Origin of the sequence: Streptomyces sp. CS113 (assembly GCF_002188365.1) — a bacterium.
GTDB classification, from domain to species: Bacteria; Actinomycetota; Actinomycetes; order Streptomycetales; family Streptomycetaceae; genus Streptomyces; species Streptomyces tendae.
The window spans coordinates 3856134-3880042 of the sequence record NZ_KZ195574.1 but is presented as its reverse complement, the minus strand read 5'-3'; the positions used below and the strand labels follow the sequence as shown (position 1 = coordinate 3880042).

General features: G+C 72.9%; 21 protein-coding genes and 1 pseudogene. 14 read left to right on the top strand and 8 right to left on the bottom strand.

The window, feature by feature from the left end; genetic code table 11:
- Positions 1-54 precede the first annotated feature (54 nt).
- The 3 genes from B9W62_RS17045 to B9W62_RS17035 all read right to left on the bottom strand — a co-directional run bounded on the left by B9W62_RS17045 (position 55) and on the right by B9W62_RS17035 (position 2460).
- The gene (locus B9W62_RS17045; protein WP_179235524.1) at positions 55-738 is read right to left on the bottom strand and encodes a hypothetical protein; all 684 of its coding nucleotides are present in this window, start codon (positions 736-738) and stop codon (positions 55-57) included.
- Complete coding sequence (locus tag B9W62_RS17040) at positions 726-1259, bottom strand: SigE family RNA polymerase sigma factor (protein WP_003975479.1); 534 nt, start codon at positions 1257-1259, stop codon at positions 726-728. Before B9W62_RS17040 ends, B9W62_RS17045 begins: the two co-directional genes overlap by 13 nt.
- A 274-nt stretch (positions 1260-1533) precedes the next feature.
- Positions 1534-2460, bottom strand: a complete 927-nt coding sequence (locus tag B9W62_RS17035; protein WP_087807961.1) for an HhH-GPD family protein — start codon at positions 2458-2460, stop codon at positions 1534-1536.
- A gap of 152 nt (positions 2461-2612) precedes the next feature.
- On the opposite strand from B9W62_RS17035, the gene B9W62_RS40190 reads away from it, so the two are divergent.
- Complete coding sequence (locus B9W62_RS40190; protein ID WP_179235523.1) at positions 2613-3455, top strand: hypothetical protein; 843 nt, start codon at positions 2613-2615, stop codon at positions 3453-3455.
- A 39-nt stretch (positions 3456-3494) separates the two neighbouring features.
- Here the strand turns inward: B9W62_RS40190 and disA are convergent, their stop codons facing one another.
- Both disA and radA read right to left on the bottom strand, forming a co-directional pair.
- Positions 3495-4619, bottom strand: a complete 1125-nt coding sequence (disA, locus tag B9W62_RS17020) for a DNA integrity scanning diadenylate cyclase DisA (protein ID WP_030404779.1) — start codon at positions 4617-4619, stop codon at positions 3495-3497.
- Positions 4620-4700: 81 nt separating this feature from the next.
- A complete protein-coding gene (gene radA, locus B9W62_RS17015) occupies positions 4701-6110 on the bottom strand; it encodes a DNA repair protein RadA (protein WP_087807959.1) in 1410 nt (469 codons plus the stop codon).
- A gap of 1064 nt (positions 6111-7174) precedes the next feature.
- Here radA and B9W62_RS17005 point away from each other — a divergent pair.
- Positions 7175-8443, top strand: coding sequence for a BACON domain-containing protein (locus tag B9W62_RS17005; RefSeq protein WP_373433690.1), 1269 nt, complete (start codon positions 7175-7177; stop codon positions 8441-8443).
- Positions 8444-8462: 19 nt separating this feature from the next.
- Here B9W62_RS17005 and B9W62_RS17000 read toward each other — a convergent pair whose 3' ends face one another.
- Positions 8463-9341 (bottom strand): DUF3109 family protein, encoded by an 879-nt coding sequence (locus tag B9W62_RS17000; RefSeq protein ID WP_087807958.1) that lies wholly within the window; start codon positions 9339-9341, stop codon positions 8463-8465.
- Between the two features lie 71 nt (positions 9342-9412).
- Here B9W62_RS17000 and B9W62_RS16995 point away from each other — a divergent pair, with 71 nt between their 5' ends.
- From B9W62_RS16995 to ilvD, 4 genes are all read left to right on the top strand, one after another.
- On the top strand, positions 9413-10345 hold the full coding sequence (locus tag B9W62_RS16995) for a Ppx/GppA family phosphatase (RefSeq protein WP_087807957.1): 933 nt from the start codon (positions 9413-9415) through the stop codon (positions 10343-10345).
- Between the two features lie 155 nt (positions 10346-10500).
- The gene (locus B9W62_RS16990; protein ID WP_087807956.1) at positions 10501-11361 is read left to right on the top strand and encodes a sugar phosphate isomerase/epimerase family protein; all 861 of its coding nucleotides are present in this window, start codon (positions 10501-10503) and stop codon (positions 11359-11361) included.
- A complete protein-coding gene (locus B9W62_RS16985; RefSeq protein WP_087807955.1) occupies positions 11358-11978 on the top strand; it encodes a TetR/AcrR family transcriptional regulator in 621 nt (206 codons plus the stop codon). Before B9W62_RS16990 ends, B9W62_RS16985 begins: the two co-directional genes overlap by 4 nt.
- A 122-nt stretch (positions 11979-12100) precedes the next feature.
- A complete protein-coding gene (gene ilvD / locus B9W62_RS16980) occupies positions 12101-13954 on the top strand; it encodes a dihydroxy-acid dehydratase (protein ID WP_087807954.1) in 1854 nt (617 codons plus the stop codon).
- A 26-nt stretch (positions 13955-13980) separates the two neighbouring features.
- On the opposite strand, the gene B9W62_RS16975 is transcribed toward ilvD, so the two are convergent.
- A complete protein-coding gene (locus tag B9W62_RS16975) occupies positions 13981-16110 on the bottom strand; it encodes a serine/threonine-protein kinase (protein ID WP_087807953.1) in 2130 nt (709 codons plus the stop codon).
- Positions 16111-16293: 183 nt separating this feature from the next.
- Here B9W62_RS16975 and B9W62_RS16970 point away from each other — a divergent pair, with 183 nt between their 5' ends.
- The 8 genes and pseudogenes from B9W62_RS16970 to B9W62_RS16935 form a co-directional block, all read left to right on the top strand.
- Positions 16294-16623 carry an SH3 domain-containing protein gene (locus B9W62_RS16970; RefSeq protein WP_087807952.1) on the top strand — a complete coding sequence of 110 codons (330 nt, stop codon included), beginning with the start codon at positions 16294-16296 and terminating at the stop codon, positions 16621-16623.
- A 150-nt stretch (positions 16624-16773) separates the two neighbouring features.
- Complete coding sequence (locus B9W62_RS16965) at positions 16774-17457, top strand: DUF4232 domain-containing protein (RefSeq protein ID WP_087807951.1); 684 nt, start codon at positions 16774-16776, stop codon at positions 17455-17457.
- 41 nt (positions 17458-17498) lie between these two features.
- Positions 17499-18002, top strand: coding sequence for a hypothetical protein (locus B9W62_RS16960; RefSeq protein WP_087807950.1), 504 nt, complete (start codon positions 17499-17501; stop codon positions 18000-18002).
- 421 nt (positions 18003-18423) lie between these two features.
- Positions 18424-19248 carry a class I SAM-dependent methyltransferase gene (locus B9W62_RS16955; RefSeq protein WP_087807949.1) on the top strand — a complete coding sequence of 275 codons (825 nt, stop codon included), beginning with the start codon at positions 18424-18426 and terminating at the stop codon, positions 19246-19248.
- A gap of 82 nt (positions 19249-19330) precedes the next feature.
- Positions 19331-20176, top strand: a complete 846-nt coding sequence (locus tag B9W62_RS16950) for an ABC transporter ATP-binding protein (protein ID WP_087807948.1) — start codon at positions 19331-19333, stop codon at positions 20174-20176.
- Positions 20173-20973, top strand: a complete 801-nt coding sequence (locus B9W62_RS16945; RefSeq protein WP_087807947.1) for an ABC transporter permease — start codon at positions 20173-20175, stop codon at positions 20971-20973. The genes B9W62_RS16950 and B9W62_RS16945 overlap by 4 nt, the downstream gene beginning before the upstream one ends.
- A gap of 221 nt (positions 20974-21194) precedes the next feature.
- Positions 21195-22007 (top strand): pyrroline-5-carboxylate reductase, encoded by an 813-nt coding sequence (proC, locus tag B9W62_RS16940; RefSeq protein WP_179235522.1) that lies wholly within the window; start codon positions 21195-21197, stop codon positions 22005-22007.
- Between the two features lie 27 nt (positions 22008-22034).
- Positions 22035-22214, top strand: a pseudogene (locus B9W62_RS16935) (AraC family transcriptional regulator); the annotation flags it as partial.
- Here the strand turns inward: B9W62_RS16935 and trpS are convergent.
- A complete protein-coding gene (trpS, locus tag B9W62_RS16930) occupies positions 22169-23179 on the bottom strand; it encodes a tryptophan--tRNA ligase (protein WP_087807945.1) in 1011 nt (336 codons plus the stop codon). The pseudogene B9W62_RS16935 and the gene trpS overlap by 46 nt on opposite strands.
- Between the last annotated feature and the right edge of the window lie 730 nt (positions 23180-23909).

Here is a 23909-nt window from a genome sequence, read left to right as displayed (position 1 = left end):
CCGATCGGTTCACGCGGCCCGATCGCGTCCCGCGGGCCGGCCGGGCGGAGCGGTTCAGCTGTCCGGCTCCGGAACCGGGGTGGGCGCGTTCCCCGCGGCCTTGCTGTAGTCGTTGTGGGTGCGGTACTCCTCGGCGAACCGGCCCGACCCCCAGCGGTACGTGATCACGTTCTCGCCGGACGGACTCGACACCGGGTCCCCCTTGTCGTACACCTGCTTCGTCACCACCAGGTCCCCGCGGTCGATCTCCGCGTAGACCGGAGGCTCCTCGGCCTTGAACACATTCTGGTACGCGCCGTCCTCCTCGCGGTACACGTAACTGCCCACACCCACCGCGTCACCGCACGTCAGCACGTTGACGACGACGTCGTCCGCCGAGCCGTCCGTCAGCTTCCCGTACGACACGTCGACCGGGTACTCGTCGGCGACGCACGGCTTCAGCTCGCGCTTGACCCCCGGGGACACCTTCGGGTCGGCCTTGACCAGCCGCACCGCGTCGACCCGGTCGGGGACCTTGGACGGCGAGGGGGACGCCTTCGCCGCGGGCGCGGGGGGCGACGAGGCCGCGCCGCCGACCGTGTCCGCGTGGGCCGGCCCCTCGTCCCGGGCGCCGGTGCCGCCGGTCCCGCAGCCGGACAGGGAAACGCCGAGGGCGACGAACACGGCCACCGCCGTACTCGCCGCCTGCGTGGTTCTCCGGGTGTCCCCGGGAGTCCGACCGTCGGTCAGGCCGCGCAACGCTCCCGCTCCTCACGCTCCAGCGCCCGTGCGTCCAGATCGCGGGCGACCAGCTCCTCGCGGAGCCGGGCGAGCGCCCGGTGCAGCGTGCTCTTGACCGTCCCCGCCGACATGCCGAGGGCGGCTGCGGTCTCCTCCGTTGACATCTGCTCCCAGTGTCGCAGCACCACGACGCTGCGCTGCTTCGGGGCGAGCACCTTCAGGACGTCCATCAGCAGGGCCCGGTCCGCGTGCTGCTCGGTGGCGTCGTCCATGGGCGACTCGGGGAGCTGCTCGGTCGGCACCTCCTCCAGCTTCCGCGCCCGCCACCACTCGGTCCGGGTGTTGATCATCACCCGGCGCAGGTAGGCGTCCGCGAGCCGCTTGTCCTCGATGGTCTCCCAGCGCCCGTACGTCCGCGCCAGCGCGGTCTGCAACAGGTCCTGGGCGTCGACGGGGTCGGGGACCAGGCGCCTGGCGCTGCGCAGCAGCGCGTCCTGCCGGGTGCGGACGTACTCCTCGAACTCGAGCACCTCGCCCATGTCAACCGCCTTCCGATCCCCGTACTCCGACGGTGGTCACCGCCGGCCCACTGCCTGTGGTCCGTTGTCGTGCCATGCCCTCTGGGCACGCAAACGAAGTTAGGGAAGCGTTGTCACGGCGCTGTGCGAAGCAGCCTGCGGCAAACCCTCGGCTGTCCGTCGGTTGTGTAACGGAAGGAGGAACCGGGAAAATCGACGCACCACTTGATGGTGACATCAGGCGATTTGCACCATATGAGAGCCGTCACAAAGGCGCCGCGGGAACCGCCGTGCGTCAGCTCAGCGGCAGCCGGTACAGACCGTCCGCCAGCGGCTCCACCAGACCGTCGGCCACCAGCCCGTCCAGGGCGCGGGCGCGCTGCACCGGTTCCTGCCACACCTGGTCGAGGGCCGCCTGCGGCACCGGCCCGGCCGCCTCCCGCAGCACCGCGAGCAGCCGCCCGCGCACCTGCCGGTCGGTGCCCGCGTACGTCTGGCCGCGTCGCGGCGGCCCGTCGTGGGCGGGCTTGCCGGCCAGCCGCCAGGCGCACTGGGCCGCGATCGGACAGCGGTGGCACGACTCGTTCTTCGCCGTGCAGACCAGCGCGCCCAGCTCCATCGAGGCGGCGGCCCAGCGGGCCGCACTCGCCTCCTCGGCGGGCAGCAGCGCCCGCGCCAGCTTCCGCTCGGCGGCGGTGGTGGCGTTCGGCGGGTACTGCACGCCGGTGACCGCGCGGGCGAGCACCCGGCGGACGTTGGTGTCCAGCACGGCGTGCCGCTGGCCGTACGCGAAGGAGGCGACCGCCGCGGCCGTGTACTCGCCGATGCCGGGCAGCGCCAGCAGCTGGGCGTGGTCGGCGGGTACGTCGCCGCCGTGCCGTTCCGTTATGGCCGCTGCGGCGCCGTGCAGCCGCAGCGCACGGCGCGGGTAGCCGAGCCGGCCCCAGGCGCGCACGGCCTCGCCGGGTGCCTCGGCGGCGAGGTCGGCGGGGCGCGGCCAGCGGGCCAGCCACTGCTCGTAGACGGGCAGGACGCGGCTGACCGGGGTCTGCTGGAGCATGAACTCGCTGACCATCACGCCCCAGGCACCGGCCTCGGGGCGCCGCCACGGCAGATCGCGGGCGTGCTCGTCGAACCAGTCGATGACGGGGGCGTGCAGCGGCACACCGGACGCGGCGGGGTCGGAGGGTCCGCCTGGCGAGGGCTTAGTGGGCGCAGTCATGACCCTCCGATCCTGCCACGGGAGGAGCACCGCACGACAAACCGCCACCGGGTGCGTTCCGGACGGTCTGCGGAATGATGATCCGTAAAAGTTGCGAGCCGGAACGGCGGGTGGGACAAGGGAACGCGCCGATCTCTCGTACAGTTTGCGCCGTGGGATCTCTGCGCAATCCGGTCGGGCCGCTTCCCTCCTCCATCTACTGGCGACGGAGGGCCGTACTGCTGTCTCTTTTCGCCCTGTTGGCGCTGTTGATCACGTTGATCGTGGTCTCCGGCGGCGGGGGAGGCGGCAAGGACCGCGAGGACGGGGCCAACGGCAAGAACCCGGCGCCGTCGATCACCCCGGGCCCCTCGGGTTCCGGCCCGGCGATCAGCCAGGCCCCGGGCGGACGCGACGAGTCGGGCGACTCCAACGGCTCCGGTTCCGGCTCGGGTTCGGGCGGTGACGGCTCGGGCGACGGTGGCTCCGGCGACGGCGGCTCGGGCGACAGCGGATCCGGCGGCGGCGACGGATCGGGCAGCGCCGGAGGCGGCGCAGGCGGCGCGGTGACCGGCGTCGGCGCGGGCGACGCGCTGCCGGCCGGATCCGCTCTGCCCAACTGCACGCCGGGCGCCGTGAAGTTGAGCCTGCGCAGCGTCCGCAACAGCTACGCGCCCGGGCAGACCCCCGCTTTCGAACTGACCGCGCGGAACACCTCCGGCAGCGACTGCAAGGTCGATCTCGGCCCGAAGAACGCGGTGTTCACCATCACCCCGGCCGACAGCGACGACGCGTACTGGGCCTCGGACGACTGCGTCAAGGGCACCGGCAGCCTGCGCTACCGGGTCCCCGCGGGCAGCGGCATCACCTACACCACCAAGTGGGACCGCAAGCCCAGCGCACCCGAGTGCGGTACGCCGCCGGCGGGTTCGGCCAAGGCGGGCACCTACCTGGTCGAGGCCAAGGCGCCCGGCTTCGAAAAGGTCCAGACGTCCTTCGTCCTGAAGAACGACTGACCGCGGGCGCGGGCCGCGCCCGCGGTCACGCCGCGGGCGTCAGACGTAACGCTCCAGGATCGACGACTCCGCCAGCCGCGACAGCCCCTCGCGGACGCTGCGCGCCCGTGCCTCGCCGACGCCGTCCACCGTCTGGAGGTCGTCGACACTGGCGGCGAGCAGCTTCTGGAGGCCGCCGAAGTGCTCCACCAGGCGGTCGATGATCGCGCCCGGCAGCCGCGGCACCTTGGCCAGCAGCCGGAACCCGCGCGGCGACACCGCGGAGTCCAGCGTCTCGGGCGACCCGGTGTAGCCCAACGCCCGCGCCACCGTGGACAGTTCCAGCAGCTCGGCGTGGCTGAGCTTGTCCAGCTCGGCGAGCGCCTCGTCGACCGTGCGGGAGCGCTTCGCGGTCGGCTCGGGCACGTAGTCCCGCACGACCAGCTCGCGCTCGGGCTCCACACCGGCGATCAACTCGTCCAACTGCAACGCGAGCAGCCGCCCGTCCGTCCCCAGCTCCACCACGTACTCGGCGATCTCGGTGGCGATCCGGCGCACCATCTCCAGCCGCTGCGCGACCGCCGAGACGTCCCGCACCGTCACCAGGTCCTCGATCTCCAGGGCCGACAGCGTGCCCGCGACCTCGTCGAGGCGCAGCTTGTACCGCTCCAGGGTCGCCAGCGCCTGGTTGGCCCGCGACAGGATCGCGGCCGAGTCCTCCAGCACCCGCCGCTGCCCGTCCACGTACAGGGCGATCAGCCGCATCGACTGGGACACCGACACGACGGGGAAGCCGACCTGCTTGCTGACCCGGTCCGCCGTCCGGTGCCGCGTGCCGGTCTCCTCCGTCGGAATCGTCGGGTCCGGGAGGAGCTGCACCCCGGCCCGAAGGATCTTCGACAGGTCGGAGGACAGCACGATGCCGCCGTCGAGCTTGCACAGCTCGCGCAGCCGGGTCGCGGTGAACTCGACGTCCAGCACGAAACCGCCCGTGCACATCTGCTCGACGGTCTTGTCGGAACCCAGCACGATCAGACCGCCGGTGTTGCCGCGCAGGACCCGCTCCAGGCCGTCGCGCAGGGACGTGCCGGGCGCCACGGCGCTCAGTGAGGCGCGCATCAGGCCATCGGCACCGGCACTCCCACCGGACTTTCCGGGAGCTGCTGCCCGGTCGTTGGCTGCCACTGCACTCCTCCGGTCGCAGGTTCTTCCGGCCCTCCCCCGTCGCGCACTCGGTCGTACGGACGGGCGAGACCAGGGCAAAGTCTACCGGCGGTCCTCCTCATCCCGTGGGGCCTCTCGCCGACGCGAGCGCGGAAGCACCCGCAGGGCGTCCCCCATGTCCGCGACTTCCAGCACCTTCATGCCGTCGGGCACCCGGCCCGGATCGGCCGGTACCAGGGCGTGCGTGAATCCCAGCCGGTGCGCTTCGGAGAGCCTGCGCTGCACCCCCGTGACCCGTCTCACCTCTCCGGCGAGACCGACCTCGCCGATCGCGACGAGGTTCTTGGGCAGCGGAGTGTCACTGGCCGCACTGGCCAGCGCCAGCGCGACGGCGAGGTCGGCGGCCGGCTCGGAGAGCTTCACGCCGCCCACCGTCGCGCTGTAGATGTCCCTCTTCCCCAGCGCGCTGATGCGCCCGCGCTGCTCCAGCACGGCCAGCATCATCGACACCCGCGAGGTCTCGAGCCCCGAGGTCGTACGCCGAGGCGACGGAATCTGCGAGTCCACGGTCAGCGCCTGCACCTCGGCGACCAGCGGCCGGCGCCCCTCCAGGGTGACGGTCAGACAGGTGCCGGGCACGGGCTCGGCCCGCCGGGTGAGAAACAGCCCACTGGGATCGGCAAGCCCCGTGATCCCCTCGTCATGCAGCTCGAAGCACCCGACCTCATCGGTCGTCCCGTACCGGTTCTTCACCCCCCGCACCAGCCTCAGCCGCGCATGCCGATCACCCTCGAAATGCAGCACGACGTCCACGAGGTGCTCCAGCAGCCGCGGGCCCGCGATGGCCCCGTCCTTGGTGACGTGGCCCACCAGCAGGGTGGACATGCCGCGTTCCTTGGAGGCCCGGATCAGCGCCCCCGCGACCTCCCGCACCTGCGCCATGCCGCCCGGGGCGCCGTCGATCTCGGGCGAGGCGACGGTCTGCACGGAGTCCAGGATCAGCAGCGACGGCTTGACGGCGTCCAGGTGCCCGAGCACCGCCGCGAGATCCGTCTCGGCGGCGAGATACAGATGGTCGTCGATGGCATGGATCCGGTCGGCCCGCAGCCGCACCTGGCTGGCCGACTCCTCACCGGTGACGTACAGCGTCCGGTGCTCGTCGCTCGCCGACTTGGCGGCGACGTCCAGCAGCAGGGTGGACTTCCCGACGCCCGGCTCACCGGCCACCAGCACCACGGCCCCGGGCACCAGCCCGCCGCCGAGCACCCGGTCCAGCTCGGGCACGCCGGTGGAACGGGCGGTCGCCTGCCGACCGTCGACCTGCCCGATCGGCACCGCGGACGTGGTCACGCGCCCCGGGGAGGTCGTACGCACCGCGGGCGCGCCGTACTCCTCGACCGTGCCCCATGCTTGGCATTCGGGGCAGCGGCCGAGCCACTTGGCCGTCTGCCAGCCGCACTCGGTGCAGCGGTAGGACGGCCGTTCCTTGGCGGACTTCGTACGGGCAGCCATGCACGAACCGTAACCGCCCCCACTGACAGCGGGCCCCGGAGCCCGTTCCGCGGGGTGGGTCGCGCGGCCCGGCGCTGCCGGGGTGCCGCCGCGCCCACCCGTGCCGCCTGGGGGTACCTCCCAGGCCGTTCAGGCACTGGGGGAGGCACGACTGCCCGCAGCGAGGGCGAGCCGCAGCCGCGTACGGCGGGAAGGGGACGTGTCGGGGGGTGTTCGCCCGCAGCGGTTGGCGCGTCAACGCCCCGCACCTCTTCAAGTAACCGATTCCGCGCCGTTCCGAGGACGAACACCCCCCGGCGCGGCCCCGACCCACCCACCGGACGCACCGCGCTACGCGCACCCCCACCGAACCCGTACAGGCGCCGCAGGCACCCCGAACGGACGACGCGCACCCCGCCCCGGCCACGGAAGAACAGCTTCCTGTCCCCTTATGAGGGATCGTTTCACCCGTACGGATTAAAAGTGCCCAACGCGCCAGTTCGCGCCACCCATAGCCCCCTACGGTCGCCGAGTGATGAGGAGCAGTCCGGAAACCACGACCCGCACGACCGGCGCACACCGGGCGCACCGGGAAGCGCGTGACCGCGCCGCGGCGAGGGCGCTGGCGCAGCCGCCGGTGCCGCGGCCGCCCGCGCGGTACGCCGCGTACGACGCGTATCTGGACGGCCTGTTCACGTACTGCCTGTCCGTGCTCTGCGACCACGACGCCGCGACCGCCGCCCTGGGCGACGTCCTGGCCCTCGCCGAGCGCCGCGGCCACCGCGCCCCCAGCTCCGGGGCCGACCGCAGGGCCTGGCTCTACGCGCTGGCCCGCTGGTCCTGCCTGCGCAAGCTGGCCGAGGCCAAGCAGAAACGTCCGAGCAGCCACGCGGCAGGCCGCCCCACCCCGCCCGCGACGAACACCCCCACCACCCCCACCACGCCCCCCACGCCCCCCAACACCCCCACCCCCACCCTCCACCACGGACGAGACCCACCAGCGCCACCGCACCGAACTCGCCCTCCTGGCCTGGCCGGAGGCCGCCGGCACCACCCCCGAGCAGCGCGAGGCCCTCGAGCTCGCCGTGCGCCACCACCTGGCCCCCCACGAGGTGGCCGCCGTCCTCGGCACGGACCTCGCCGCCACCCGCGAGCTGCTCGCCTCGGCCGCCTGCGAGGTGGAACGCACCCGCGCCGCCCTGGCCGTCGTGGAGACCGGCACCTGCGCCGGAGTCGCCCGCCTCACCGGCGACAACCGCTACGTCCTGAGCAGCGCCCTGCGCCGCGAGCTGGTCCGGCACGTCGACGACTGCCCCCGCTGCCGCCGCACCGCCGAGCGCGCGGTCCCCGGCCGGTGGCCCGGCACCAGCGTCACCCCCGCCGAACTGCCCGTCCTGGAAGCCCCCCGCGCCGCGCTGCACACCACGCCGGCCCACCCCTCCCGCGCGCGCGGCAGCGCCCCCCGCTTCGACCGGCGCGGCTTCCCCATGGACCCCAAGGACCGCGCGGCCCGGCGGGACCGGCTGCGCGCCCGTGCCGTCACCACCACCGTCGTCGCCACCGTCGTGGCGGCCCCCGTGCTCGCCCTGTGGGCGGCCTACCGGGGCACCCCCGTCGTCGAGGGCGAGGAGGGCCGCTCGGCCAGCGCCAGCGAGACGCACGACCCGGACGGCCTGGAGGGCGAGTCGGCGGGCGGCGGCTACGGCTACGAGAACGCGGGCAACGCGAGCACCACCCCGGGAACCGGCTTCGGCAAGAACGGCGAGGCCGACGTCTCCGTGGAGGTCGTCGGCGTCCCCGGCGCCGCGGAGAAGGGCGCCGGCCACCTCAGGGTGACGGCGGGCCACGACGGCGACACCACGCTGGTCACCCTGACCGCGACCGGCAACGCCCCGGTGCGCTGGTCCGCGTCCGTCGGCGCCTCCTGGCTCTACCTGAGCCAGTCCTCGGGCACCCTGCGCCCCGGCGAGGCCGTGACGGTCCGGGTGTACGTCGACCACCTGCGCGAGCCGTCCGGCCACTGGAACGCACGGGTGGCCGTGTCGCCCGCCGGTGCCGTCGTGACCATCGAGGGCTACGGCCCCGCGCCCACCCCGCCCCGCGCGGGCCCCCGCCCCAGCACGCCCGACGACACCACGTCGCCGTCCCACCCGGGCCAGAACCCGGACCCGGACCCGGACCCGTCGACCTCGCAGCCCACCGATCCGGACCCGACGCCCACCGACGACCCGCCGCCGACGTCGCCCGACCCGGACCCGACGACGAACGAACCGTCCCCGACCGGCGGCACGGGCGGCTCGTCACCACCGCCGGGCGACAGTGACAGCGGGGCCCCGAGCCCGTCCGGCTCCTGAGGGCGCCCGGGGCCCCGTCTCAGCGAGCCGGATCCGCCGGATGCGGGGCCAGCAACGGCAGCTGCGAGGCCAGCCGCTCCTCGCACAGCTCGACCAGCCGGTCGTACCCCGCCTTGCCCATCAGCTCGATCAGCTCCGGCCGGTAGGACACGTACACCGGGTCCCCCGCGCCGTGCGCCGAGGTCGCCGAGGTGCACCACCAGTGCAGGTCGTGCCCGCCCGGACCCCAGCCCCGCCGGTCGTACTCACCGATCGACACCTGCAACACACGCGTGTCGTCGGGCCGGTCGATCCACTCGTACGTCCGCCGGACCGGCAGCTGCCAGCACACGTCCGGCTTCGTCTCCAGCGGCTCCCGGCCCTCCTTGAGCGCCAGGATGTGCAGCGAGCAGCCCGCGCCCCCGGCGAACCCCGGCCGGTTCTGGAAGATGCACGAGCCCTGGAAGGGCCGGGTCTGCCGGGAGCCCTCGTCGTCCTCGGAGATCCAGCCGTTCCGCGTGCCCTCGGCGTGATGCTGCCAGACGTCGGGCGTGAGCCTCGCCACGTGCTCGGCGACCCGCTTCTCGTCGTCCTCGTCGGAGAAGTGCGCGCCCAGCGAGCAGCACCCGTCGTCCGCGCGGCCCGCCTGGATGCCCTGGCAGCCGCTGCCGAAGATGCAGTTCCAGCGAGAGGTCAGCCAGGTCAGATCGCACCGGAAGACCTGCTCGTCGTCCGCCGGATCCGGAAACTCCACCCACGCGCGCGCGAAGTCGAGCCCCTTCTCGTCGCTCACGTCGCTCACGTCGCTCACGTCGCCCGCAGCGCCCACGTCGCCCGCAGCGCCCTTCACTGCACCCGGAACGCGCTTCTTGTCCTTCTTGGCCGACTTTTCGTCCTTCGCCTTTTTCGTCTTTGGCACGGCTCCAGGGTAAGTCGCCGAAGCCGTCCGACGGCACCGCCGCACCCCCCGACGGCAGTAGCGTTCCGTACATGAGACTCGGTGTTCTCGACGTGGGCTCGAACACGGTGCACCTGCTGGTGGTGGACGCCCACCCCGGCGCCCGCCCGCTGCCCGCCCACTCGCACAAGGTGGAACTGCGCCTCGCCCAGCTCCTCGACGACGGCGGGGCGATCGGCCCCGACGGCGTCGACCGGCTGGCCGCGGTCGTCCAGGAGGCGCTCCAGGCCGCGGAGGACAAGGGCGTCGAGGACCTCCTGCCGTTCGCCACCTCGGCCGTGCGCGAGGCGAGCAACGCCGACGACGTCCTCGCGCGCGTGCACGCCGAGACCGGCGTCGAGCTGACCGTCCTCACCGGCGCCGAGGAGGCCCGGCTCACCTTCCTCGCCGCCCGCCGCTGGTTCGGCTGGTCCGCGGGCAGGCTGCTGGTCCTCGACATCGGCGGCGGCTCCCTGGAGATCGCCTACGGCATCGACGAGGAGCCGGACGCCGCCGTGTCGCTGCCGCTCGGCGCGGGGCGGCTGACCGCGGGCCGGCTGCCCGACGACCCGCCCCACCCGGACGACGTCAGGGCGCTGCGCCGCCACGTCCGTACGGAGATCGCCCGGACCGTCGGCGAGTTCAGCCGCCTGGGCGCCCCCGACCACGTGGTCGCCACCTCGAAGACCTTCCGGCAGCTGGCCCGCATCGCCGGCGCCGCCCGCTCCGCCGAGGGCCTCTACGTCCAGCGCGAGCTGAAGCGTGCCTCGCTGGAGGCGTGGGTGCCCCGCCTGGCCGCCATGACCAGCACCGAGCGCGCCGAGCTCCCCGGCGTCTCCGAGGGCCGGGCGCACCAGCTGCTGGCCGGCGCGCTGGTCGCCGAGGCCGCGATGGACCTCTTCCACGTGGAGAACCTGGAGATCTGCCCCTGGGCCCTGAGGGAGGGCGTGATCCTGCGGCGCCTGGACCACATGGGCCAGGGATGACGCGCCCCCGAAGGGGCGCGGGGCCGTATCGGCGTGCGGCTACGCCGCGTGGGCGCGAGGAACCACGAACCCAGCCGCACCCGCCCTATGGCACTCACCACAACGGCGCTTGGGCACCCCGCGACCGCCGGCCGGCACCCCGTACCCTGACCCCCGTGGCAAAACCCAGGGACGTGATCCGCACCCCGGACACGAAGGTCGCCCTGTCGACGGCATCCGTCTACCCGGAGTCGACGGCGACGGCCTTCGAGATCGCCGCGCGCCTCGGCTACGACGGCGTGGAGGTGATGGTCTGGACGGACCCGGTCAGCCAGGACATCGATGCGCTGCGCAGGCTCAGCGACTACCACCGCATGCCGATACTCGCCGTGCACGCACCGTGTCTGCTCATCACCCAGCGCGTCTGGTCCACCGACCCCTGGGTCAAGCTCCAGCGCGCCCGCGCCGCCGCCGAGAAGCTCGGCGCGTCCGCCGTGGTGGTCCACCCCCCGTTCCGCTGGCAGCGCCAGTACGCGCGGGACTTCGTCGCCGGCATCTGGCGGATGGCCGACGAGACGGACGTCCGCTTCGCCGTGGAGAACATGTACCCCTGGCGCTACCGCGACCGCGAGATGCAGGCGTACGCCCCCGACTGGGACGTGACGAACGACGACTACCGGCACTTCACGATCGACCTCAGCCACGCCGCGACCTCCCGCACCGACACCCTCGGCATGCTCGACCGCATGAGCGACCGCCTCGGCCACGTCCACCTGGCCGACGGCAAGGGCTCCGCCAAGGACGAGCACCTCGTCCCCGGCCGCGGCAACCAGCCCTGCGCCGAAGTGCTGGAGCACCTCGCGCACACCGGCTTCGACGGCCACGTCGTCATCGAGGTCAACACCCGGCGCGCGATGTCCGGCGCCGAACGTGAGGCCGACCTCGCCGAGGCGCTGGCCTTCACCCGCCGGCACCTGGGGCAGTCGGTGCCCTCGGCGTCCGGGGCCGCCGGTGCCACGCGGACGGAGCGCCGGTGACCGACGCCGGCGGGGCCGGCGGGGCCGTCCGCCGCCGCGGCCGCCCGCCCCGCACGGAATCCGGCGACACCCGCGACCGCATCCTCGCCACCGCCCGCGAGGAGTTCTCCGAACGCGGCTACGAGAAGACGTCCGTACGCGGCATCGCCAAGGCCGCGGGCGTGGACCCGGCGCTGGTGCACCACTACTTCGGCACCAAGGAGCAGGTCTTCGAGGCGGCCATCGAGGTCGCCTTCGCACCGGCCCTGAAGGTCCCCGAAGCGCTCGGTGACGGCCCCCTCGACGGCATCGGGGAGCAGCTCACCCGGTTCATCATGGGTGTGTGGGAGAACCCCACGACCCGCAAGCCGGTGCTGGCCATCGTCCGTTCCGCCGTCAACAACGACACCGCCGCCGCCGTCTTCCGCCGCCTGATCGCCACCCAGGTGATGCGGCGGGTGGCGGCCCGGCTGGAGCGCCCGGACGCGGAGCTGCGCGTCGAGCTGGCGGCGGCGCAGCTGGTGGGGTGCGCGATGCTCCGCTACGTGATCAAGGTGGAGCCGCTGGCCTCCGCGGACGCGGAGCAGATCATCGCCCGCATGGCCCCGGTCGTACAGGGACACCTCACGGGCCCCTGAGGGCACCCGCCCGCAGGCGTACGGCGAGACGAGCGTCCCGCATTCCGGACACCCCGTCCCGACCCCTGGATGACCGGCGTACGCTCGACGACAGTCATAACTCTCCGAAGGAGCGAGCGACGATGCCCGAACTGAGGTCCCGCACTGTCACCCACGGCCGCAACATGGCGGGCGCCCGCGCCCTTATGCGTGCCTCCGGTGTACCCGGCGCGGACATCGGGCGGAAGCCGATCATCGCCGTCGCCAACAGCTTCACGGAGTTCGTGCCGGGCCACACGCACCTGGCGCCGGTCGGCCGGATCGTCAGCGAGGCGGTCACCGCGGCCGGCGGCATCCCGCGCGAGTTCAACACGATCGCCGTGGACGACGGCATCGCGATGGGCCACGGCGGCATGCTGTACTCCCTGCCCTCCCGCGACCTGATCGCGGACAGCGTGGAGTACATGGTCGAGGCGCACTGCGCCGACGCCCTGATCTGCATCTCCAACTGCGACAAGATCACCCCGGGCATGCTCAACGCGGCGCTCCGCCTGAACATCCCGACGGTCTTCGTCTCCGGCGGCCCGATGGAGTCCGGCCGCGCCACCCTGGTCGACGGCACGGTCCGCACCCTGGACCTGGTCGACGCGATGTCGGAGGCGGTCAACGACAAGATCTCCGACGCGGACATCCTCCGCATCGAGGAGAACGCCTGTCCGACCTGCGGCTCCTGTTCCGGCATGTTCACCGCCAACTCGATGAACTGCCTGACCGAGGCCATCGGCCTCTCCCTCCCGGGCAACGGCTCGGTGCTGGCCACCCACACCGCCCGCAAGGCGCTCTACGAGAACGCCGCCCGCACGGTCCTGGACCTGACCCGCCGCTACTACGAGCAGGACGACGACTCGGTCCTGCCCCGCAACATCGCCACCCCCGCCGCCTTCGGCAACGCCATGGCGCTCGACATCGCGATGGGCGGCTCCACCAACACGATCCTGCACCTGCTGGCCGCCGCCCAGGAGGCCGAGGTCCCCTACGGCCTCGCCGAGATGGACGCCCTCTCGCGCCGCGTCCCGTGCCTCGCCAAGGTCGCGCCGAACGTCGCCAAGGACCGCACGTACTACATGGAGGACGTGCACCGCGCGGGCGGCATCCCGGCCCTCCTCGGCGAGCTGCACCGCGGCGGCCTGCTCAACGAGGACGTGCACTCCGTCCACAGCCCGTCCCTGGCCGACTGGCTCAAGACCTGGGACATCCGCGGCGGCTCCCCCTCCCAGGAGGCCGTCGAGCTGTGGCACGCGGCCCCCGGCTGCGTCCGCTCCGCCGAGGCCTTCTCGCAGTCCGAGCGCTGGGACACCCTGGACGACGACGCCGAGGGCGGCTGCATCCGCTCCGTCGAGCACGCCTACTCCGAGGACGGCGGCCTCGCGGTCCTGCGCGGCAACCTCGCCGTGGACGGCTGCGTGGTCAAGACGGCCGGCGTCGACGAGTCGATCTGGACCTTCGAGGGCCCGGCGGTCGTCTGCGAGTCGCAGGAGGAGGCCGTCCAGAAGATCCTCACCCAGCAGGTCAAGGAGGGCGACGTCGTCGTCATCCGCTACGAGGGCCCCAAGGGCGGCCCCGGCATGCAGGAGATGCTCTACCCGACCTCGTACCTGAAGGGCCGCGGCCTCGGAAAGGCCTGCGCCCTGGTCACCGACGGCCGCTTCTCCGGCGGCACCTCGGGCCTGTCCATCGGCCACGCCTCCCCGGAGGCGGCGGCGGGCGGCACCATCGCCCTCGTCGAGGACGGCGACCGCATCCGCATCGACATCCCGAACCGCTCCATCGAGCTGCTCGTGGACGACGCCGAGCTGACCCGCCGCGAGCAGGCCCTGAACGGCGTGTACGCCCCGAAGAACCGCGACCGCAAGGTCTCCGCGGCCCTGAAGGCGTACGCCGCGATGGCCACCAGCGCCGACAAGGGCGCGGTGCGCGACGTCAGCAAGCTGGGCTGACCCCGGGCCGGGCGGGACCGACGGGCCTACCAGGCTCCCGGGTCCCGCCCGGACACCGCGAACACCGTCCCGTCGGGCGCCCCGGCGTACACGTTCCCGTCGGCGAGCAGCGGGGTCGGCAGGGAGGCGGGCACCGTGTCGGGGTCGGGGCCGAGCCGCGGACGGGTCTGCCCGAGGAGCTCGCCCTTGCGCGCGTCGACGCCGAGGAGCCGCCCGTCGGGCGCGGTGACGTACACGTGCCGCCCGTCGGAGACCGGCGCCGAGCCCCGGCTCATGCCCGTCTCCAGCCGCCACGCCTGCTTCTGCGCCGCCATGTCGACGGCGACCAGCGCGCCGCCCGCGCCCATGAGGTACAGGGTGTGCCCGTGCACCCCGGCCTGCGCCTGGTCCACCGGGATCGGCAGCGTCACCTGCCGGGTCTCCCCGGTGGCGGGCGTGTAGCGGACCACGGTCCTGACGCCGTAGACCTCCCCTTCGACGATGAGGAACACCGAACCGTCGGCGGCCCCCACGGGCTTCAGCTCCCCCGCCAGCTCCGCGTCCCAGCGCACGTCCCCGCTCGCCGGGTCCACCGCGGTGACCCGGGTCCGCTTCCCGTCCGCGCTCGGGCTCGTCGCGTACGCCGCCGGCCGCCGCTCCCCGGCGATCGAGGTGAAGTACGGCACCGCCTGCCCGGGGATCCGGTGTGCCCACTTCGTCCGCCCCGTGGCGCTGTCGACGCCGGTGACCATCCCGTCGGCGCGGGTGAGCAGCAGCATGTCGCCGACGGTCCGCAGACCGTCGTACGCGGGCATCTCCTCCTGCCACTCCGGCTCACCCGTCGCCGGGTCGAGCGCCTCCAGCGGGCCCAGCAGGCCGACCTCGGGCTGCACGAGCCCGCCCGACACGACCGGCGGTTCGTCCCGCACCGTCTCCTCGACGGAGTGCCGCCACAGCGTGCTCCCGTCGGCCGGGTCGAGGGCGAAGACCAGTCCGGGACGCGCGCACAACAGCCGCCGGGCCGCGTACGAGCACTGCGTCATCCCGCCGCCCTCCGTCGCGGGTGACGCCTCCCACGGCCCGAACCCGGCCGATGCGCTCTGCGCGGTGGGCGTGCCCGCGGGCTCGGCACCGCTGAACGCCTGCACCGCCACGAGACTCCCGGCCACGGCGAGCCCCAACGCCCCGGCGACGAGCGCCGACCGCTTCCCCAGCCGCCGCACGACCCGCCCGGGGCCCCCGGACGGCTCGGCGGCGGCCTCCGGGACGGACTCCCCACCGGCGGGCTCCTTCGGGCTCCCGGCCCGCTCCGCCCGCGGTGCCGGTATGAACACCTGCGTGTCGAAGACCGCAGCGGCCGACCGCAGCTCCCGCATCAACTCGTCCGGCGTCGGCCGGTCCTCGGGCTCCTTGGCGAGACACCGCAGCACCAGCGGCGCGAGCGAGTCCGGTACGCCGGTCAGCTCGGGTTCGTCGTGCACGACCTGGTAGGCGACGACGTACGGGCTGTCGGAGTCGAACGGCCCCCGCCCGGTCGCCGCGTGCACCATCAGCGAACCGAGGGTGAAGACGTCGGCCGCGGGCCCCACCTCCCGGGGCCGCCGGAACTGCTCGGGCGCCATGTACGGCGGCGTGCCGATCAGCTTCCCGGTCTCGGTGCGCAGTTCGCTGTCCTTCGGCCGGGAGATGCCGAAGTCGATGACCTTCGGACCGTCCTCGGCGAGCAGGACGTTGCTCGGTTTGAGGTCCCGGTGCACGACGCCGACCCGGTGGATGTCGCGCAGCGCCTCGGCGAGCCCGGCCATCAGCCGGCGCAGCTGGGGCTCGTCCATCGGCCCGTTCCGCTTCACCTGCTCGGACAGGGTCGGGCCGGGGATGAACAGCGTGGCCATCCAGGGCCGCCCGGCGTCCGGGTCGGCGTCCACGACCGGCGCCGTGAAGGCCCCGCTGACCCGCCGGGCCGCGGCCACCTCCTGCCGGAAACGCCCCCTGAACTCGGGGTCCCTGGCATACGTGGCGTGCACGACCTTGACCGCGACGCGCATCCCGGAGGTGCTGCGGGCCAGGTGCACGACGCCCATGCCGCCCGAGCCGAGCCGGGACTCCAGACGGTAGTGACCGGCGTACTCCGGAAGTTCCGCTTCCGCGTCCGCTCCGGCATCCCGCTGCGGCGCCATGGAACCACCCCCGAGCTGTTCGTTCGCGCGAGCGATGATCGGAGCCTAGTCGATGGGGCGCGGGGGACGGAGTCGGCCTGCCGACCCGCGTGTGCGACTTGCGAACTGGTGTTTCATGGCTTGTTCTTGGGGAATCAACGGTGCCCCGCGACCGTCGCGGGGTCTTCAACGGGGGAGTTCTTCATGTCGGTCGACCAAATCCAGAACATCGACGGCGCGGGCGAGGGAGAGGAGACGGGCGGCGAGGGAGTCGTCGCGGCGGCGGCCCTGAGCTCCTACCCGGTCGCGCCGGGCTACCGCCTGAACGTGCGCAGCGGCCCGGGCACCAACTACTCCGTGGTGCGGGTCCTGCCCGAGGGCTCCCGGGTCACGATCAACTGCCAGCGCACGGGGGAGCGGGTCTCCGGCCCCTACGGCACCTCGAACATCTGGGACAGCATCGGCAGCGGCCAGTACGTCTCGGACACGTACATCCGCACCGGCAGCGACGGCTACGTGGCCCCGCGCTGCTGACCTTGTAACAGGGCTGTCTTAGGGACGTACTAGGAGGTTGCCGAGGGGAACGGTGTGCCGGGCCGAGTGGCTCTTGGTGGGCAGAAACGCCCGCTCGGACCGTTCGGTACGGGCGGCCCGGCACGCCAACCGACTCTGAGGTAGACAACGATGCGCGTTCGCAAGCTGACCCTCGCCGCCATGGCCCTCGCCGCCGGTCTCTCGCTCACGGCCTGCCAGAGCGATGACGGCGGCACGGACCAGGGCGCCGCCCCGCCGGCCGCCTCCACCGCGTCCTCGTCGAACGGCGGCTCGGGCTCGGCGGACTCGGACGCCGCGGGTTCGGACTCGGCGGGGAAGTCCCCCAACGGGACCGGCGACTCCGGCGGCTCCGGCGGCACGGGGGGTTCCGGCGGGGCAGGCGAGGACGGCAATGCCGCCAAGTGCAGCACGGACGAGCTGGAGATCACGGCGATCGACGCCACCGTCGGCGGCGACGCCGAGGGCACCGTCGCGGTGGACCTGAAGAACGGCGGCGGCCGGGACTGCTCCCTCGCGGGCTACGCGGGCGTCGACCTGAAGACGAACTCCGGCACCGTGTCCGCCGAGCGCACGGGCGACCCGGCCCCCCGGATCGTCCTCAAGGACGGGGAGACGGTGACCTTCGGCATCACCTACCCGATGAACGACTCCGGCGGCTCCGGCGTCCGCATCACCGGCCTGGTGGTGACCCCGCCCGACGAGACCAAGTCGGTCACCCTCGACTGGCCGGGCGGCTCCTCGCTGCCCGTCACGGACGGCTCCGGCACCCCGGTGCGGGTCGGCCCGCTCGGCAGCGCCGGCCAGGGCGGCTGACCGCACGGCCCGTCCCGGACGGCGCGGGCCATAATCGACCCGTGAGCGCAGAGAACGGCAAGAACGGCATCCCGGACACGCAGGCGGGCCCGCGCCCCGAACCCCTCCGGTTCTACGGCACGACCTGGGTGCACCACGACGACGGCTACACCGCCCGCCGGGCGGGCCTCGCCGTGGGCTCCCTCGCCGTGGCGGCCGCCGCCTGCTTCGTGCTCCGGGTCGCCTACCAGGGCCTCCAGATCGCCGACATCGGCAGCTTCGTCTCGCTGCTGATGATCGTGATGTTCGCGATCTGTAGCGCCCTGGCCTTCCGCCACACCTGGTCCGGCTTCACCAGCCGCCCGGACCCCGACCGCCAGGCCTCCATGCGCGGCCTGCTGGCCATCGGCTTCGTCGGCTCCCTCCTCGCCTACTTCTTCCGCACCTTCACCGAGGCGCCGGGCGAGAAACTGCACCGCGAGGAGTACGAGAAGGCCCGCGAGGAGTACGAAAAGCGCACCACCCGCCGCTCGGGCAACCCGTCGAAGAAGCGCCGCGGCAAGTAGCAGGGCAGGAAGCGACACCGCAGGATTCGCTTCGCGGGGAGTTCTTCCGGTGGGGGCTGCGCTGCGGGGAGTGGCGACGCGGGAGCTTGCCCTGTGGGGAGTAGCGCTCCGGGGGAGTTGCTCCGCAGGGGGCGGCGCGGCGGGGCGTTCTTCCGCGGGGAGGCTGCGGTGCTGCGACGAGTCGCTCCGCCGGGAGGTCCTGCGGAAAGTGGCCCTGCGGGAAGCTGCTCCGTTGCGAGTAGCCCTGCGGGGAAGTAGCGCTGCCAGTCCCACACTGAGTTGCTCCGCAGGGAAGTCGCGCCACCGGGAGTTGCTCCGCAGGAAGTCGCTTCGCGGAGGGGGCCCGGCGCCGGGAGCCGCGAAGCGCCCGGAAATCCCCTTCGCTCCGCGGTGTTCGGACCCGTACGGCCACCATGGCCCCATGACGACACCGCTGACCCCCGACGACCGGGCCACTGCGAAAGCCGCCCCCGCGCAGACGGCCAACCACGGCGCCCGCGCCCACTCCTTCAACGCGGCCGCGGCCCAGTACGCCGCCAACCGCCCCTCCTACCCGCCCGCCCTCTTCGACGCGCTGGAGGAGCTGACCGGCCGCCCCCTCAAGAGCGCCCGCGTCGTGGACGTCGGCGCCGGTACCGGCCTCGCCACCATCCGCCTGCACGAACGCGGCGCCGACGTCGTCGCCGTGGAACCCGGCGCCGGCATGGCCACCGAGTTCCGCCGCACCCTCCCCGGCGTGCCCGTGGTCCGCGGCAACGGCAACGCCCTCCCCCTCGCCGGCCACAGCGCCGACCTCCTCACCTACGCCCAGGCCTGGCACTGGACCGACCCCGCCCTGGCCGTCCCGGAGGCGCTGCGCGTGCTGCGTCCGGGCGGCGCGCTGGCGCTGTGGTGGAACACCAACGCCCTCGACGTGCCGTGGATCGCGGAGTCGGCGCGACGCGTCGAGCGGCACTTCCAGGGACTGGACCTCTTCGCCGAGCAGCGCGACCTCGACGCCCGCTTCGCCGACCCCACCGGCCACCTCGACTTCGTCCACCGCGTGGTCCGCTGGACCCGTCGCGTCCCCCTCGACACCCACCTGGCCAACCTCGGCAGCCACTCGGTCTTCCTGACCGACACCGAGGAACGCGCCGCCGCCTTCTTCGCCGACGAGCGCCGGCACCTGCTGACCGTGTTCCCGGACGGCATCGTCGAGGAGACGTACGACGTCCACCTCCTCGTCGCCAGGACGCCCACGGCCTGAGGGCGCTCGGCGAACCCCGCCCGACGCAGGGCGACCGCTGCGGCGCTTGACGCCACGGGCACCCGGGAGGAGTATTCATCACATGATGAATTATCTACGGGGCCACTCCTCCCGGCCACCCGAGGGGCACGGCGACGACCCCGCCCCACCCGCCGTCCACGCCGAAGACCTAACCGTCGTCCGCGGCCCCCGCACCGTCCTGCGGGGCCTCGGCTTCACCGTCCCGCGCGGCCGCATCACCGGCCTCCTCGGCCCCTCCGGCTGCGGCAAGTCGACCCTGATGCGGGCGATCGCCGGTACCCAGGCCAGGGTCGCCGGCACCCTGGACGTCCTCGGCCGCCCGGCCGGCCACCCGTCCCTGCGCACCCGCATCGGCTACGTCACCCAGGCCCCGTCCGTCTTCGACGACCTGACCGTCCGCCAGAACCTGGACTACTTCGCCGGGATCCTCGACCCCGGCCGGGCGGCCGCCGACCGCCGCCGCGAGGACGTCACCCGGGTCGTCGCCGACGTCGACCTCACCACCCACGCCGACGCCCTGGCCGGCAACCTCTCCGGCGGCCAGCGCAGCCGCGTCTCCCTCGCCGTGGCCCTCCTGGGCGCCCCCGAACTCCTGGTCCTCGACGAACCCACGGTCGGCCTCGACCCCGTACTCCGCCGCGACCTGTGGGCGCTCTTCCACTCCATCGCCGCCGACCGCGGCGCCACCCTCCTCGTCTCCTCCCACGTCATGGACGAGGCCGAGCGCTGCCACCGGCTGCTCCTGATGCGCGAGGGCGAGGTCCTCGCCGACGACACCCCCGACGCCCTGCGCACCCGTACCGGCGCCGAGACGGTCGAGGAGGCCTTCCTCCACCTGGTCGACGCGGCGAAGGAGAAGGCGGCGAAGGAGAAGGCGGCGACCCGTACGAAGGAGACCACCCGATGACCACGCCCACGGCCCCCGCACCCGCCCGCGCGACGGCGCCCCCGGCCCCCATCCGCCCCCTGAGCCTCGCGCGCACCACGGCCACCGCGACCCGGGTCCTGCGCCAGCTGAGCCACGACCCCCGCACCATCGCGCTCCTGCTGCTGATCCCCTGCGTGATGCTCTTCCTGCTGCGCTACGTCTTCGACGGCAGCCCGCGCACCTTCGACAACATCGGCGCCTCGCTCCTCGGCATCTTCCCGCTGATCACGATGTTCCTGGTCACGTCCATCGCGACGCTGCGCGAGCGCACCTCCGGCACCCTGGAACGCCTCCTGGCCATGCCGCTGGGCAAGGGCGACCTCATCGCCGGCTACGCCCTCGCCTTCGGCGCCCTCGCCATCGTCCAGTCCGCCCTCGCGACGGGCCTCGCGGTCTGGTTCCTGGGCCTGGACGTCACGGGCAGCCCCTGGCTGCTCCTCCTGGTCGCGCTGCTCGACGCCCTCCTGGGTACCGCGCTCGGCCTCTTCGTCTCGGCCTTCGCGGCCTCCGAGTTCCAGGCGGTGCAGTTCATGCCGGCGGTGATCTTCCCCCAACTCCTCCTCTGCGGCCTCTTCACCCCCCGCGACAACATGCACCCCGCCCTGGAGGCCGTCTCCGACGTCCTGCCCATGTCCTACGCGGTGGACGGCATGAACGAGGTCCTGCGCCACACCGACATGACGGCCGCCTTCGTACGCGACGCCCTGATCGTCGCGGGCTGCGCCCTCCTGGTCCTGACCCTGGGCGCGGCGACCTTGAAACGCCGAACGGCATAACCAACCAGCCCGTCCGGCGCTTGAGGACGAGGCCGTCAAGGCCGAAAGCGGGGGTCTGGGGGCGCAGCCCCCAGGGACGGGAACGGGAAGGGGCGGCGGGGGCGAAGAACCTCGACAGCCATCACGTCCCGCGGACCGGACGCGACGTCCCGCCCGCCCTCCCGAGTGCGAGGATGACCACGGACGACGCACCCCCAGGGCACTCGGAGGGCACGAAAGACATGACCCAGAAAGTCGCAGTCCTAGGCACCGGCAAGATCGGCGAAGCCCTGCTCAGCGGCATGATCGGAGCCGGCTGGGCGCCCGCCGACCTCCTGGTCACCGCCCGCCGCCGGGAACGGGCCGACGAACTCCGCGCCCGCCACGGAGTCACCCCGGTCACCAACGCCGAGGCCGCCAAGACCGCCGACACCCTGATCCTCACGGTCAAGCCCCAGGACATGGGCACCCTCCTCGACGAACTCGCCCCCCACGTCCCGGCCGACCGCCTGATCATCAGCGGCGCGGCGGGCATCCCCACCGCCTTCTTCGAGGAGCGCCTCGCCCCCGGCACCCCGGTCGTCCGCGTCATGACGAACACCCCGGCCCTCGTCGACGAGGCCATGTCCGTCATCTCCGCCGGCACCCACGCGACCGCCGCCCATCTGACCCACACCGAGGAGATCTTCGGCGCCGTCGGCAAGACCCTCCGCGTCCCCGAGTCCCAGCAGGACGCCTGCACCGCCCTCTCCGGCTCGGGACCGGCGTACTTCTTCTACCTGGTCGAGGCCATGACCGACGCCGGCATCCTCCTCGGCCTGCCCCGCGACAAGGCCCACGACCTGATCGTCCAGTCCGCGATCGGCGCCGCGAAGATGCTCCGCGACAGCGGCGAACACCCCGTCAGGCTCCGCGAGAACGTCACGTCCCCCGCCGGCACCACCATCAACGCCATCCGCGAACTGGAGAACCACGGCGTCCGCGCCGCCCTCATCGCCGCCCTGGAAGCCGCCCGCGACCGCAGCCGCGAACTGGCCTCCGGCACCAAGGACTGACACCGCGACGGCCCGCAGCGCGCCCACCGCGTTACCGCTCCACCACACGCCCTCGAACGCACCGACCCGCCGATGCCGGAGGTCGCCCGCCGGGCCGGCTTCGGCAGCGAGGTCATGATGCGCCGGCACTTCGCAGCACGCCTCGCCACCAGCCCCCGCTCCTACCGCGCCGCGTTCACCGGGGGCAGCAACCCGATCGCCCGGTAGGCGGCGTCCACGGTCGGCCGCGCCGCCGCCCGGGCCTTGTCGGCGCCCTCGCGGAGCACACCGTCCACATACCCGGGATCGGCGCACAGCTCCTTGTGCCGTTGCTGCACCGGCCGCAGCACCTCGACGACCGCCTCCGCGGTGTCCTTCTTCAGCGCGCCGTACGAGTCGTAGCCGCCGGCCAGCTCCGCAGGGTCCCCACCCGTGCAGGCCGCGAGGATCTCCAGCAGGTTTGCGAGCCCCGGGCGCTCCTCCCGGTCGTACACGACGTCACGCCCGCTGTCGGTCACGGCCCGCATCACTTTCTTCCGCACGACGTCCGGCTCGTCCAGCAGATAGACGATCCCCGGCCCGACGTCGTCGCTCTTGCCCATCTTCGACGCGGGCTCCTGCAAATTCATCACCCGGGCCGCCAGCGCGGGACTGGTCGCCCGCGGCACCACGAACGTGTGCCCGTACCGCTGGTTGAACCGCACCGCGAGATCCCGCGCCAGCTCCACGTGCTGGGTCTGGTCGTCCCCGACCGGCACCTCGTCCGTCCCGTACGCCAGGATGTCGGCCGCCATCAGCACGGGGTACGTCAGCAGCGACAGCCGCACGCTCCCACCCCGCTCCCGCTCCCGCGCGGCCTTCTCCTTGTACTGGATCATCCGCCGCATCTCCCCGTCGGTCGCGACGCACTCCAGTACGTACGACAGCCGGGCGTGCTCGTCCACGTGGCTCTGCACGAACACGGTGCACAGCTCGGGATCCAGCCCCGCCGCCAGCAGCAGCGACGCTCCCTGCCGGCTGAGTCTGCGCACCCGCGCGGGATCGTGGTCCACGGTCAGCGCGTGCAGGTCGACGACGCAGAACAGCGCGTCCGACCGGTGCTGGTCCGTTTCGGCCCACCGCCGCATGGCTCCCAGATAGTTCCCCAGCGTCAGGTGCCCGGTCGGCTTGACCCCACTGAAGACTCGCGTCACTTCTCCACCTCCTGGTCAGGGCCGCCGCCACCGGCCGGCCGCCCTTCCTGGAGGGAGATACGAGAACGGCCGCCGAAGCGGCGGCCGTAGGGTGCGTACGTATGTATGCGCGGCCGCCGTCAGGCGGCCCGCCAGAGCTGAGTACACGTACGCGTCGTCACGGGCCCCACAGTACGCCTGTCCGGCCCGCAGCACAGGGGATTTGACACGGCCGCCCCGCACTCCTAGTGTTCTCCGAGTTGTCCGACGTGAGCGCCGGCCCCGGTCGGTCCCCGGACAGCGATTCCGCAAGTACCCACCACTCTTCGACGAACAGTCGCGTAGTCGGCGTCGTCGTCCTGTCGGTGCGCGTATTAACGGAATGAGGAATCCACGTTCGAAAGAACGCGGCCCCCGATTAGCTCGGGAGCCGGGAATCCGCTAGAGTCTCACCTCGTTGAAACGGCCCAAGGGCCGCGGAGACAACCCCTTCTGACGGGAAATCAGGGCCCGAAAGGATCTGATAGAGTCGGAACCGCCGGAAAGGGAAACGCGAAAGCGGGAACCTGGAAAGCACCGAGGAAATCGGATCGGAAAGATCTGATAGAGTCGGAAACGCAAGACCGAAGGGAAGCGCCCGGAGGAAAGCCCGAGAGGGTGAGTACAAAGGAAGCGTCCGTTCCTTGAGAACTCAACAGCGTGCCAAAAGTCAACGCCAGATATGTTGATACCCCGTCTCCGGCCATTCGGT

Bases quoted from the DNA above. Each gene is read 5' to 3' on its own strand.
- B9W62_RS17040 (WP_003975479.1), bottom strand. From the start codon at position 1,259: ATGGGCGAGGTGCTCGAGTTCGAGGAGTACGTCCGCACCCGGCAGGAC.
- B9W62_RS17035 (WP_087807961.1), bottom strand. From the start codon at position 2,460: ATGACTGCGCCCACTAAGCCCTCGCCAGGCGGACCCTCCGACCCCGCC.
- radA (WP_087807959.1), bottom strand. From the start codon at position 6,110: ATGGCTGCCCGTACGAAGTCCGCCAAGGAACGGCCGTCCTACCGCTGC.
- B9W62_RS16995 (WP_087807957.1), top strand. From the start codon at position 9,413: ATGAGACTCGGTGTTCTCGACGTGGGCTCGAACACGGTGCACCTGCTG.
- ilvD (WP_087807954.1), top strand. From the start codon at position 12,101: ATGCCCGAACTGAGGTCCCGCACTGTCACCCACGGCCGCAACATGGCG.
- B9W62_RS16975 (WP_087807953.1), bottom strand. From the start codon at position 16,110: ATGGCGCCGCAGCGGGATGCCGGAGCGGACGCGGAAGCGGAACTTCCG.
- B9W62_RS16970 (WP_087807952.1), top strand. From the start codon at position 16,294: ATGTCGGTCGACCAAATCCAGAACATCGACGGCGCGGGCGAGGGAGAG.
- B9W62_RS16965 (WP_087807951.1), top strand. From the start codon at position 16,774: ATGCGCGTTCGCAAGCTGACCCTCGCCGCCATGGCCCTCGCCGCCGGT.
- B9W62_RS16955 (WP_087807949.1), top strand. From the start codon at position 18,424: ATGACGACACCGCTGACCCCCGACGACCGGGCCACTGCGAAAGCCGCC.
- B9W62_RS16950 (WP_087807948.1), top strand. From the start codon at position 19,331: ATGATGAATTATCTACGGGGCCACTCCTCCCGGCCACCCGAGGGGCAC.
- B9W62_RS16945 (WP_087807947.1), top strand. From the start codon at position 20,173: ATGACCACGCCCACGGCCCCCGCACCCGCCCGCGCGACGGCGCCCCCG.
- proC (WP_179235522.1), top strand. From the start codon at position 21,195: ATGACCCAGAAAGTCGCAGTCCTAGGCACCGGCAAGATCGGCGAAGCC.